This is a genomic window from Paracoccus sp. Arc7-R13 (assembly GCF_004010775.1).
Taxonomy (GTDB): domain Bacteria; phylum Pseudomonadota; class Alphaproteobacteria; order Rhodobacterales; family Rhodobacteraceae; genus Paracoccus; species Paracoccus marcusii.
Map to the genome: position 1 here is coordinate 2,783,752 of NZ_CP034810.1, position 12,484 is coordinate 2,796,235.

11 protein-coding genes are annotated in these 12,484 nt (G+C 70.7%); 2 read left to right on the forward strand and 9 right to left on the reverse strand.

From position 1 onward, the window contains the following. Positions 1 to 62: 62 nt before the first annotated feature. From EOJ32_RS13820 to EOJ32_RS13855, 8 genes are all read right to left on the reverse strand, one after another. Positions 63 to 1,139 (reverse strand): FAD-dependent oxidoreductase, encoded by a 1,077-nt coding sequence (locus EOJ32_RS13820; protein ID WP_127898955.1) that lies wholly within the window; start codon positions 1,137 to 1,139, stop codon positions 63 to 65. Beyond that, positions 1,136 to 1,864 carry a transcriptional regulator NanR gene (locus EOJ32_RS13825; RefSeq protein ID WP_045983584.1) on the reverse strand — a complete coding sequence of 243 codons (729 nt, stop codon included), beginning with the start codon at positions 1,862 to 1,864 and terminating at the stop codon, positions 1,136 to 1,138. Before EOJ32_RS13825 ends, EOJ32_RS13820 begins: the two co-directional genes overlap by 4 nt. Beyond that, the gene (locus EOJ32_RS13830) at positions 1,861 to 3,591 is read right to left on the reverse strand and encodes a hypothetical protein (RefSeq protein ID WP_127898956.1); all 1,731 of its coding nucleotides are present in this window, start codon (positions 3,589 to 3,591) and stop codon (positions 1,861 to 1,863) included. Before EOJ32_RS13830 ends, EOJ32_RS13825 begins: the two co-directional genes overlap by 4 nt. After that, entirely contained in the window at positions 3,588 to 4,598 is a 1,011-nt protein-coding gene (locus EOJ32_RS13835; RefSeq protein WP_127898957.1) for a Gfo/Idh/MocA family protein, read from the reverse strand. The genes EOJ32_RS13830 and EOJ32_RS13835 overlap by 4 nt, the downstream gene beginning before the upstream one ends. Beyond that, the gene (locus EOJ32_RS13840; protein ID WP_127898958.1) at positions 4,595 to 5,872 is read right to left on the reverse strand and encodes a TRAP transporter large permease; all 1,278 of its coding nucleotides are present in this window, start codon (positions 5,870 to 5,872) and stop codon (positions 4,595 to 4,597) included. The genes EOJ32_RS13835 and EOJ32_RS13840 overlap by 4 nt, the downstream gene beginning before the upstream one ends. Beyond that, positions 5,869 to 6,345 (reverse strand): TRAP transporter small permease, encoded by a 477-nt coding sequence (locus tag EOJ32_RS13845; RefSeq protein ID WP_127898959.1) that lies wholly within the window; start codon positions 6,343 to 6,345, stop codon positions 5,869 to 5,871. The genes EOJ32_RS13840 and EOJ32_RS13845 overlap by 4 nt, the downstream gene beginning before the upstream one ends. A 51-nt stretch (positions 6,346 to 6,396) precedes the next feature. After that, positions 6,397 to 7,374, reverse strand: coding sequence for a TRAP transporter substrate-binding protein (locus EOJ32_RS13850; protein WP_240542443.1), 978 nt, complete (start codon positions 7,372 to 7,374; stop codon positions 6,397 to 6,399). Positions 7,375 to 7,435: 61 nt separating this feature from the next. Continuing rightward, positions 7,436 to 8,266, reverse strand: a complete 831-nt coding sequence (locus EOJ32_RS13855) for a phosphogluconate dehydrogenase C-terminal domain-containing protein (RefSeq protein WP_127898960.1) — start codon at positions 8,264 to 8,266, stop codon at positions 7,436 to 7,438. An 86-nt stretch (positions 8,267 to 8,352) separates the two neighbouring features. Here EOJ32_RS13855 and EOJ32_RS13860 point away from each other — a divergent pair, with 86 nt between their 5' ends. Next, a complete protein-coding gene (locus EOJ32_RS13860) occupies positions 8,353 to 9,720 on the forward strand; it encodes a four-carbon acid sugar kinase family protein (RefSeq protein WP_127898961.1) in 1,368 nt (455 codons plus the stop codon). Next, on the forward strand, positions 9,717 to 10,958 hold the full coding sequence (oiaX, locus tag EOJ32_RS13865; RefSeq protein WP_127898962.1) for a 3-oxo-isoapionate-4-phosphate decarboxylase OiaX: 1,242 nt from the start codon (positions 9,717 to 9,719) through the stop codon (positions 10,956 to 10,958). Before EOJ32_RS13860 ends, oiaX begins: the two co-directional genes overlap by 4 nt. Here the strand turns inward: oiaX and EOJ32_RS13870 are convergent. Beyond that, a complete protein-coding gene (locus EOJ32_RS13870; RefSeq protein WP_127898963.1) occupies positions 10,931 to 12,412 on the reverse strand; it encodes a mannitol dehydrogenase family protein in 1,482 nt (493 codons plus the stop codon). The two genes, oiaX and EOJ32_RS13870, sit on opposite strands and share 28 nt — an antisense overlap. Between the last annotated feature and the right edge of the window lie 72 nt (positions 12,413 to 12,484).

Sequence of the window (12,484 nt, forward strand, 5' to 3'; positions counted from 1 at the left end):
ATCCGTTACCGGGCCGCCGTCGAACGTGACCAAATCGATCGATCCCGACGGCCGTCGACGGGCTAGCCCTTCAGGCGGGCCATGAATTTACGGTCGATCCGGTCCTTGACCCGCCACAGCCAACGGCCCTGCAGGACGATGCCGTGCCACTGGGCCAGCGCCTCCTGTCCGCCAAGCGAGATGATCTTCAGATAGTCGCGCTGCGGCCGGAACGCCCGGCAGGGGCGGCCCAGATGCCGCGCGGCAAGGTTCGCCGCCAGCACGGGCGCCTGACGCACGGCAAAGACACCGGCCTTTGGGCGCGGGGCGTGGGTCATGAAGGCGCAGTCGCCGGCCGCGAACAGGTCGGGATGGCCCGGCACCTGCAGGCACGCCCCCACGCGGACAAAGCCCGCCTCGTCCACCGGCAGATCGCGCGCCAACCAGTCCGGCGCACGCGCGCCGGCGATGCCCAGGGTCAGGGCGCTGTCGATCCGCCGTCCATCGGCCAGCACCACGTGATCGGCCGCGACCCAATGCACGCGCGCCTCCGTCAGGATCGCGACCCCTGCCCTCTCCAGTGCGCGGCGCAGCAGGGTCCGGGCGCGTGGCGTCAAAGCTGCGGCGATGCGGGGCCCGGTCTCGACCAAAGTGACGGGCGCGCGCTGGCGATGGGACAGGGCAAGCGCGATCTCGGCCCCCGCCACGCCGCCGCCGATCACGACCGACGGCAGGCCCCGGTCGGGCAACGGCAGATCTGCGCGCAGCGGCTTGACGGCGCGCGCGTGGTCACGAAACCCCGCGATTTCGGGCATGACGCCGTGGCTGCCCACATCCAGCGCGGCCTGGGAATAATCCAGACGCTGCGCCGTGCCGCAAGGCTGCACGGCCGTGACCTGGCGCGCGACCGGGTCGATCCCGGTGATACGCGCGCGCAGAAAACTCGCCCCGTGCCGCGCGGCGAAATCCACCAGCCCGACGCTCAGCTGGTCGGCGTGGTAATGGCCCGCGATCAAGCCGGGATACATGCCCGAATAGGTCGCCTGTTCGGTCATGTCGACCAGCAGAACGGCCGCCTCCGGCAGCGCCGCCCGCAGCGGCGGCAGCGCCAGCAGATTGGCATGCCCCGCCCCCAACAGCAGGATGGGCGTCCCGCTCACCCCTGGGCGTTCTGATGCGCGTAAAGACCCACCGAGCGGTCCAGATGCGCCTGCATCGCGGCCACCGCGCCGTCCGGATCATGCGCGGCGATCAGGTCGGTGATGGCCTCGTGCTCGCGCAGGGTGACCTGTTCGTTGCCCGACCAATGCAGCAGGACGCCGTGATACTGAAACAGCCAGCGCAGCATCGATTGGCTGGTGGCAATCAGGATCGGATTGCCCGAGATCGCCGCGATGCGCGCATGGAACGCCATGTCCTGGGTGACAAAGCGCGCGGCATCGCCCAGACAGTCGCGCTGCGCGGCGATCAGGTCGCGCAGGTCGGCCACATCGGCCTCTGTCGCGGTCTGGGCGGCCATGCGCACCAGCCCGCATTCGAACATCCGCCGCGCCTGCTTCAGGTGGTCCAGCTGGTCGGGTTCCGACGACAACAGCATCCGCGCCACGTCGTCCACGCGGCTGAGGACGCTGTCCGCGCTCAGCGCGTTCACGCGGCTTCGCTCGCCGTGACTGATGGTGATCAGGCCCATGGTGTGCAGGTGCTGCAGCGCCTCGCGCACGGCGGGGCGGCCGGTGCCGAAACGCTCCATCAGGTCGCGTTCTGACGGCAGCGGCGCGCCGGGCGTCAGCTCTCCGCTGGCGATCATGTCGCGCAGGCGGTCGAACACTTGGTCGGACAGCTTGCGCCGGACGATTCGGTCGGAAGGGTCGGTCGGTTGCATCATGCCCATGGTTTAGGACGGCCCGCGCCCGCCTGCAAATCCGGCGCGTCGTCCTGATCCCAGCCCCAGGGCGCCAGCCCCGCCCGCGCATCGGGCGTCAGGTTGGCGCGCAGGATGCGCCCGCCCAGATGCAGCCGCACCAGATCGCCCCCCTGCGCATCATGGACCGGCGCGCCGGCCAGCGCCGCCAGCGCGGCCACGACCCCGGCCACCGGGCGCGGACGGCCATCGCGCGCGAACAGGCCGCGCGGGCCCAGCACCTCGGCCGGGGTCCAGACCGACAGGCCCGCGGGCGCGATCGCCGCGGCCAGCCCGCAGGCCCAGGCCGCCGCAAAGCCGGTCTCTTGGCGCGGATCGTCATCGGTCATGCAGACGCGCCCGCGCCCCGGATTGGGGATGGTCCGGCTGCCATAGGGGTTGTGGCGCATGGCGATGGTCGACGGCCCCAGCCAATACTCCGCATCCCCCGCAAGGGCGCGCGCGGAGGCCAGAATATGCGGCACCGCCTCCAGCGCCTCGACCACCGACAGGTCGTCGGCGGCATGCACGATGGGGCACAGCCCATGCGTCACGACCGCCAGCCCCGGCGGCGGCGGCTTGCGGTTCAGTTCGGGAAAGAAGCCGGCCACGCCCCCGCCCACCGGATGCCCGGCAAAGGCCGCGCGCGCCGCCGCATGGACCTGCGCCAGGGGCGCGCAGGGCGGCCAGTCCGAGCCCGGCGGCGTCGATTGCCAATCGGGCCGGGCGTGGACCAGCACCGTGGCCGCGGCCAGGCCCGAAGCCGCCAGCGCCGCGGCATGGCGGGCGAACTCCTCCTGCGGATCGACCTGGGGGTCGCACAGCGCCAGCAGCTCCAGATCGTAGGCCGGGCCGGGCAGCGCCGCCTGCAGCGCGGCGAAACCGGCCAGGTCGCGCGCGATGTCGCCCGCGGCGTCCAGATGGCACAGCAGGCGCTGCACCCCGATCGCGGCCAGGCCCTGCGGCGCGCGGGCCAGATGCGCCGCATCCGCCCCCGTCAGGGCCAGCGCCGTCTGCGGAAAGCGCGTGTCGGCCACGCGGGCCTCAGGGCCCGTGACCGGGGCCATGGGCGCGGCCGGGGACCAGCGGATGGTGACGGTCTGGCTGGTCTCGCCCTCCAGACGATAGGGCCAAGGCCGCGCCAGGGGGCGGTTGTAGGTCTTGAAGGAGGCATCGCCCCATTGGCGCTGATCCTCCATCTCGAAGATGTCGCCGTCGAAGCGGCAATGGACGCGCCAGCCGCCCGCCTGATGGGTCAGGCCGGAGATGTCCATGAAGGGCTGCCACGGCGCGATCAACGTGGGAAAGCGCGCCTGCTCGGGCGGGCCGTCCGCGTGATCGACCGTGACCGGCGCCCCCGCGACCCCGGTGATCGGGTGCAGCAGCGTGAAGCCGGTGCGGTTCGTCCAGACCTGCCCCTCGGCCCCGATCACCGCCCGCGCGGTCAGCCCGTCGGGCGTCAGATCGACCATCAGCGCGGCGTGGACCGCCCCCGCGCCCATGTCGTACCGCGCCGTCCAGGCGATGCGCGACCCGTCCGGCCCGTCGGACAGGCGCAGATCGCAGATGTTGGGCGCGACAGTGCCCCAATCGCGATCGCGGACCAGGAAGGACAGGCCGCGGATCGCCTCGACCCCGTCCAGATGCAGGTAGCGCAGGCGGTCGCCCTCCAGCACCAGCCGCGCCGGCCCGCAGGAGAGCGTCCGCGTCACGGCCGGACCCGGCTGCCGTCGCGGGCCGAGGCATAGGCGGCCTCGACCAGGGCCAGCGTGGCCAGGTTGTCGCGCCCCGAGGTCTCGGGCGCCCGGCCCTCGCGCAGGCAGGCCACGAAGTCCTGCTGGATCAGCGCGACGCTTTCCTGGATGTTGTGCCAGGGCCGTTCGGCCCAAGGCAGCAGCGGGGGCGAGACGTCGTGGACCTGCCGGTCGCAGCCGCGGTCGATGACCAGCCGGTATCCGGCCTCCAGCCGCAGCGTGCCCTCGGTGCCGTCGATCTCGATCAGGGTCTGGGGGAAGGTCTCGTCCCGCCGCGTCGCATAGGAACAGTCCACGAGCGAGGTCACCCCGCCTGCGTGATCCATCAGGATCGTCGCCACGTCCTCTCCGCGGATCGCGGGGTTGATGCGCGCGGTGCTGGCCGAGAGGCGATCCACCTCTCCGAAGAGGGCGCGGGCGATGTCCAGGATGTGGATGCCCAGATCCTGGATGATGAAGCGCGGATCGGTCGCCAGATAGGGCTGCCCCGAGAAGACGTCATAGCCCGACCGGAAGCTGACCCGCCCGAAGAAGGGCCGCCCCACCGCACCCTCGCGCAGCGCGGCCAGCACGGCGCGGATGGGCGACTGCCAGCGGAAGTTCTCGTGCACCATCAGCACGCGGCCCGCGCGGTCCATCGCGGCGACCATGGCGCGGGCATCCTCCAGCGTCTCGGCGAAGGGCTTCTGGCAGATGGCGTGGAGCCCGGCCTCGGCCGCCGCCATCACAAGCGGGCGGTGCGAGGGGACGGTCGTGGCGATGTCGACCACGTCCAGATCCGCCTCGCGCATCATCCGCGCCGCGTCGTCATAGCGCTGCGCGATGCCGAAGCGCGCGCCCATCGCGGCCAGCCGGTCCGGGTCGCGGTCGCAGATCGCGGTGACGCAGGCCCCTTCCGCATCGGCCCAGCCCTGCATCTGGTTCACCGCGAAGAAGCCGCAGCCGATCAGTCCGACCTTGATCATGGCATCATCCACCAGCCCAGCCCCAGGGAGATGGCGGGAACATAGGTGATCGCCGCCAGCATCACCAGAACCGTGGCGATGGGCCAGACCAGCGACCGGAACAGCGCCTGCACCGGAACCTTCGCCACGGCGGCCGCGGCAAAGAGGTTCACCCCCAGGGGCGGCGTGATCATGCCCAGGGCCAGGTTCACCACGATGACGATGCCGAAATGCACCGGGTCGATGCCGAAGCTGATCGCCACCGGCGTCAGGATCGGGGCCAGCACCAGGATCGCGGCGCTGGTCTCGATGAACATGCCCACGACCAGCAAAAGCAGGTTGACGCCCAGAAGGAAGGTCAGCGCGCTGCCGAAATTCTCCTGGCTCCAGGTGCCGACGGCGCCGGGCAGGCCCGACAGGCTGATCAGGAAGCTGAACAGCGCCGCCGCCGAGATGATCAGCATGACCGCCCCGGACGACACCGCCGCCGCGCGGAAGATGCCCGGCAGGTCGGACCAGGACAGTTCGCGATAGACGAAGATCGACAGGATCAGCGCATAGATGACCGACACGGCGGCGGCCTCGGTCGGGGTGAAGACGCCGCCATAGATGCCGCCCACGATGATGATCGGCATCATCAGCGCCCCGAAGGCGCGGCGCGCGGCGGGCAGGATGGCCTGGCGGCCCTCGCCGTCCCGCTTGCCGTGGCCCTTCACGCGGCACCAGATCTGGACCATCACGACCAGCGCGGCGGCGATCATCAGTCCCGGCACCATGCCCGCCAGGAACAGCCGGGTGATCGAGGTCTCGGTCGAGACCGCATAGAGGATCAGCGGCACCGAGGGCGGGATGATCACGCCCAGCTCGGCCGAGGACGCCTGGATCGCGCCCGCCATGTCTACCGGATAGCCGTGGCGCAGCATCGCCGGGATCAGGATGGAGCCGACCGCAAAAGTCGTGGCCACCGACGACCCCGAGATGGCCGCGAACAGCATGCAGGTCAGCACGCAACTGCTGGCCAGACCGCCCTGGATGTTGCCGACCATGGATTTCACCAGATCGACCAGCCGGGCCGAAATACCCCCCTGGGTCATGATCGCGCCCGCCAGGATGAAGAACGGCACCGCCATCAGCGGAAAGCTGTCCAGCCCGGTGAACATCTTCTGCGGCACGACCAGCAGCGGCAGGTTCGAGAAGAAGTGGATCGCGATGATCGAGGCCAGCGCGATGGACACCGCCACCGGCACGGACAGCGCGAAAAGGCCCACCAGGCCTGCGGCAAGAGCGGCGTTCACGGACGTTCCCTTTCCTGTTCGACATGGCGCAGCAGCACGCCCGGAATGGCCATCAGCGCGCCCAGGGGGATCGCCGCATAGAACCAACTCATCGAGGTGCCCAGCATCGCGACCCGCTGCGCCTGCACCCGCAGCGTCATGGACCAGCCCTGCCAGACCAGCACCACCAGAAAGGCCAGCGTCAGCAGCGTGACCAGCCGGATCACCCAGATCTGCGCAGGGCCGGGCAGCAGCCCGCGGAGAAAGTCGATGGGGATCATCGCGCCAAGTCGGAAGCCCGCCGCCGCGACCAGCAGCGTGGACCAGATGATCAGCCCACGGGCCAGGATCTCGGACCAGCCGGCGGCATGGCCCAGGCCGAAGCGCGTGACGACCTGGAAGAAGACCAGCCCCGTCGCCACCGCCAGCAGCAGCGCGGCCAGGTTGTGGGCCAGCCGGACGACGCCCTCGGCCCAGGCTTCGACATGTCTCATGATGGTGTCCCCGTTCGCAAGACGGGGCCGCGGACGGCCCCGCCGGACGCCCTAGTCCTGCGCCGCGCGGATGCGCGCGATCAGCTCGGGCGCATAGCGGTCGGCGAACTCGTCATAGGCGGGCTGGACCGCGGCGGCGAAGGCGGCCTTGTCGATGCCGTCGATCACCTCCATCCCGTTCTCGCGCATCAGGGCGATGCCCGATTCCTCGTTCGCGGCGACGGTCTGGCGCGATGCGGCGGCGGCGGCCTGGGCGGCCTCCACGAACCAGCCCTGCTGTTCCTCGGTCAGGCCGTCCCAGTGGATCGCGGACATGGCCACCACGGCGGGCGAATAGACATGGCCCGTCAGGGTGATGTTGTCCTGGATCTCCCACATGTTATTGGCGGTGACGATGGGGATGGGGTTCTCCTGCCCGTCAATGGTGCCCTGCTGCAGCGAGGTCAGCACCTCGGTCCAACTCATCGGCGTGGGGGCGGCCCCGGCGGCGCGGAAGGCCGCGATATGGACCTCGTTCTCCATCGTGCGCAGCTTCAGCCCGGCCAGATCGGCCGGCTCGCGGATCGGACGGACCGAGTTGGTGATGTGGCGAAACCCGTTCTCGGCCCAGGCCAGGCCCACGATGCCGTGCGGCTGGAAGCTGGCCAGCAGCTCCTGTCCGATCTCTCCGTCCAGGACCGCGTGCGCGCTGGCGTAGTCGTCGAACAGGAACGGGAAATCCAGCGCATAGACCTCGGGGACGAAATTGCCGATGGGTCCGGTCGAGGAGATCGTCAGCTCGACCGTGCCGATCTGCAGCCCCTCGATCACGTCGCGCTCACCGCCCAGGGCGCCTGCCGGGCGCAGCGCGATCTCGAAGGCACCGTCGGACAGATCAGCGATGGTCTCGGCAAAGGCGCGCGCCGCATCGCCGTAATGGCTGTCGGCGGGCGGGGTGAAGGCCAGGTTCATCACCTTTGCCTGGGCCAGCGCCGGTCCCGCACCCAGCAGCATGGCCAGCATCGACGCGGCGGTCATCATCTTGGTCATCGAAGGTCTCCTCCCTTGTGTTGATGATCGCGGCGGACGCTCCCCCGCCCGCCGCGCGATGTCAGGTGATGCGGTGGATGCTGGCCTCGACCTCGTCCCATTCGAAGACCCGCTTCCAGTCGTCGCGCATCAGCATCGGCTTGCCGAACTCGATGGCCTTGTTGCAGGCATCCGAGAACGCGCCCTCGCGCTCGTTGAACAGCACCGCGCCCAGGATGTTCATGTGGCCCAGCAGAAAGTCGCGGGCGCAGTCGTGGCTGACGCCGCTGCGCGCCACGCATTCGTCCAGCGCCTCGCGCATCACCGCCAGCAGCGAGGCGCAGACCGTCTCGGAGAGGCCCGGCTCCAGCATGGCCATCTGCCTGACGGTCACCTCATAGGTGCGGGCAACGGGGGCATAGATCGCGCGGGCGATGCTGTCGCCCAGGGCGTAATGTTCGCGCGGGCCCTGCATCAGCGCGTTGACCACGCCCTGCTTGGCGGCGACGCCGCCGAAATGGTCGGCCCGGCCCTCGGGCGTGTCCTCGTCGTTCCAGATCGGCGGGTGGCAGGGATGGGTCACGAAATAGGTGATGTCGGCCCGCTCGGGCAGATGGCCCGCAAAGGGCGCGGCCGCGTCCAGCACCACGACCATCGTGCCCGGCGCCAGCTGCGGCACGACCGCGCCCGCGACCTTGCCGATCACCGTGTCCGGCACCGCCAGGATCACCACCTCGGCACCCGCCAGCGCCGCCTCCTGCGGGACGCAATCCAGCCCCGTCTCGGCCTTCAGCCGGGCCTGTCCGGCGGGGCTGACCTCGACATGGGCCACCTCGAAATCGGTCCGGGCCAGGTTCGTCGCCAGACGCACCCCCATCTTACCGCCCGCCCCCAGCAGCGCCACCTTGGTCATCTCAGTCTCCTCCGGCCTTCGGGAATCACTTGCCTAACTGGTATGATGAGGTGATAATTATTCCGTTACGTCAAGAGGGGATGCGAATGACCGATCTGCGGCTGGCCTGGCTGGGCGACGACTTCACCGGCGCCGCCGCGGTGATGGAGGTGCTGACCTTCGCGGGCCTGCCATCGGTCCTATTCACCGAACCGCCCACAGCCGCGCTGATGGCGCGGTTCGCGGATTGCGCGGCGGTGGGGCTGGCCACGACCGCCCGCGCGCAGGGACCGGACTGGATGGCCGAACACCTGCCGCCGCTCTTCGCCGCGCTGGACGCGCTGCGGCCGCAGATTCTGCATTACAAGATATGCTCGACCTTCGATTCGGCGCCGCATCTGGGCTCGATCGGCGCGGCCATCGCGGCGGGGCTGTCGGTGCGCCCGTCCCGGGCCGTGCCCCTGCTGACCGCCGCCCCTGCCATGCGCCGCTATCAGGCCTTCGGGCATCTCTTCGCGGGCAGCCCGCAGGGGGTGTTCCGTCTGGACCGGCACCCGGTCATGGCGCACCACCCCGCGACGCCCATGGCCGAAGCCGACCTGCTGGCCCATCTGGCCGCGCAGACCGACCTGCCCGGCGCGCTGATCGACCTGGAGGCGCTGGCCACGGACCCGCAGGCCCGGCTGGAGGAGGCGCTGACCCAAGGCGCGCGCATCCTGTCCATCGACAGCATGGACCCGGCATCGGAGGCCGCGGCGGGCGCGCTGATCTGGCGGAACCGCGCGCGGATGGGCCTTGTCGCGGGCAGCCAGGGGGTCGAATACGCGCTGGTGCGCCACTGGCAGCAGACGGGGAACCTGCCCGCGCCGCCCCCGCCCGCCTCGGCCGGGCGCGCGGCGCGCATCGCGGCGGTGTCGGGGTCGGTGTCACCGGTGACGGCGGCGCAGCTGGACTGGGCCGGGCGGCACGGCTTTGCGCTGCTGCCCTTCGACGCACGCGCCGCCTGCGGATCCGAGGCCGATCTGACGGCCGAGGTCGCGCGCCTGACCGCCGCCGCCCTGCGTGCCGCAAGTGACGGCGCCAGCCCGCTGATCCATTCGGCGGCGGGCCATGACGGCGCGCAGGTCGGCGCGTTCCGCAGCGCGCTGTCGACCTCGGGCATGGCGCCTGAGACCGCCGCCCGGCGCATCGGAGAGGGGCTGGGCCGCATTCTGGACGGGGTGCTGTGCGGGTCCGGCATCCGCCGCGCGGTGATCTCGGGGGGCGACACCTCGGGGCACGCAATGCGGCAGCTGGGCCTCAGCGCCCTGACCGCGCTGGCCCCCACCATTCCCGGCGCCGCGCTGTGCCGGGCCCATGGCGACGGCCTGCATGACGGGCTGGAGATCGCGTTGAAGGGCGGGCAGATGGGCTCGACCGATTATTTCGGCTGGATCCGCGACGGCGGCGGCCCCCGACATCAGGAGCAGCCATGATCCGCGTCACCTATCTGCTGGAGACCCCCGGCGACCCGCGCGCCATGGCCGAGAAGATCGCGGCCGACCAGTCCACCGGCACCTTCACCGACCTGCCCGGAGAGACCGACGCCCTGCGCGCCCGCCACGCCGCCCGGGTCGAGGACGTGACCCTGCTGGAGCCCCTGCCCCAGCCCTCGCTGCCCGAAGGCGCGGGGCCGGTGCGGCGCGCCCGCGCGACCATCGCCTTTTCGCCCGACAGCATCGGCGGCGACATCGCGGCGCTGCTGACGGTCACCACGGGCGGCCTCTTCGCGGCGCGCGGCCTGACCGGCATGCGGGTGCTGGATTTCCACCTGACGCCCGATTTCGCGGCCCACCCGGGGCCGCAATTCGGCATTGAGGGCTCTCGCCGCCTGACCGGGGTCGCAGAGGGGCCGATCATCGCGTCGATCATCAAGCCCTCGCTTGGCCTGACCCCCGATCAGACGGCCGAGGTCGTGCGTACGCTGTGCGCGGCCGGGGTCGATTTCATCAAGGACGACGAAAAGATGATGTCGCCCGCCTATTCCCCCTTCGAGGCGCGGGTCGATGCCGTCATGGCGGTGATCCGCGACCATGCGCAGCAGACGGGCAAGCAGGTCATGTATGCCTTTGGCCTGTCATCGGCGGACCCGGACGTGATGATGCGCCGCCACGATCACGTCGTGGCGCAAGGCGGCAATGCGGCGGTGGTGAACATCAATTCGATCGGACCGGGGGCGATGGCCTTCCTGCGAAAGCGGTCGGCGCTGTGCCTGCACGCGCATCGCAACGGGTGGGACCTGCTGACGCGCCATCCGGGCCTGGGCTTCGAGTTTCGCGCCTGGCAGAAGATCTGGCGCCTGCTGGGCGTCGATCAGTTCCAGATCAACGGCATCGGCGCGAAATACTGGGAGGGTGACGACAGCTTCGTGCGGTCCTTTGCGGACGTCACGACGCCGATCTTCTCGGAGGCGGACCGGGCGCTGCCGGTGGTCTGTTCGGGGCAATGGGGCGGCCAGGCGTTCCAGACCTGGGCGCGCACGGGCGGCACGCTGGACCTGATGTATCTGGGCGGCGGCGGGATCCACGGCCATCCGAACGGGCTGGCTGCGGGGGTGCGCGCCATCCGCCATGCCTGGGCTGCGGCCGGCGCGGGCCTGACGCCCGCCCAGGCCGCAGCCGATTGCCCTGACCTGGCCGCCAGCTTTCAGCGGTGGGGCATGCCCGCGACATAGGCCGCCAGCGTCGCCCGCACCCCGTCCCGGCGCAACGCGGCCAGCGCGTCGCCGAAGGCCGCGACCAAGGGCGCGGACCCCGCCAGATCGCCAAAGATCGCGTGCTGGGACAGGAACGCCTGCGGATCGTCCTTTGCCGCCAGCGCATGGTCGCGCAGCGTCGCATGGGCGTCGTCATTGGGTGCGATCGGCGCGCCCGCCTCGGTCGTGCCTTCGCAATAGCGGCACCACAGCGCCAGCTCCAGCGCCAGCCCGCCGATGGGCGCGCCCGCCGTCAGCCGGTCGCGCAGCGTCGGCAGGATGAATTTCGGCTGGCGGTTCGACCCGTCCAGGCACAGGCGCGGAATGGTGTCGCCGATTTCCGGGTTCGAGAAGCGGCTGACGATCAGCGCCAGGTATTCATCATAGCTGACGCCCGGAATGGGCTGCAGGGTCGGGATGATCTCGCGCGTCTCCAGCGTGCGCAGCCAGGCGGCGATGTCCGCGTCCGCCATCGCGTCATGCACGAAATGATGCCCCAGCAGCGCCGAGGCATAGGCGATGGCCGCATGCCCGCCGTTCAGGATGCGCAGCTTCATCAGCTCGTGGCGGCTGACATCGGCGACGAATTCGGCGCCCACGGCCTCCAGCGCCGGGCGGCCCTGGGGGAAGTTGTCCTCCAGCACCCATTGGCGGAAGGGCTCGCAGACGACGGGGGCGGCGTCCTGGATGCCGAAGCGGTCGCGGACCAGGGCGCGTTCACGGTCGCTGGTCGCCGGGGTGATGCAATCGACCATGCTGTTCGGAAAGGCCACGTTGGCCTGAACCCAATCGGCCAGCGCGGGGTCCAGCGCGCGGGCCAGTCCCGTCACCGTGCGGGCGCAGACATGGCCGTTTTCCGGGAGGTTGTCGCAGGACAGGACGGTGAAGGGCGCATGCCCCGCCGCGCGCCGCGCCCGCAGCGCAGCCAGGATCATGCCGAACACGGTGCGCGGCGCATCCGGCGCGCCCGCGTCATGCACCATGTCCGGATGGCCCGCATCGAAGCCGTCGGTCTTGGCGTCGACGTAATAACCGCCCTCGGTGATGGTCAGCGAGACGATGCGGATCGCCGGATCGGCCATCGCGGCGATGGTGGCTGCGGGGTCCACGGCCACGAAATCGATCATCGAGCCCAGCACCTGTGCGGACAGGCCTGCGGGGTCGAGCTCGACCAGCGTGGTCAGCCAGTCCTGGGCCGCCAGCCGTTCGCGCATCGCGGCGTCGCCCGGACGCACGCCCGCGCCGATCAGCGCCCAGCTGTGGTCGCGCCCCTGGGCGAACAGCCGGTCCAGGTACCACGCCATGTGCGCGCGGTGGAAATTGCCGACGCCGACATGCAGGATGCCCGCCGTCAGGGCGCTGCGGTCATAGGCGGGGCGTGCCACGGTGTCGGGCAGCCCGGCCAGCGCGGATTGGGTCAGTTGGATGGCCATGATCGGACCTTTCGTCAAATCGCCCCGTGGCCGCGGCGCAGGATGCGCGCGGGGGGCCGGGAATTGCAGGGG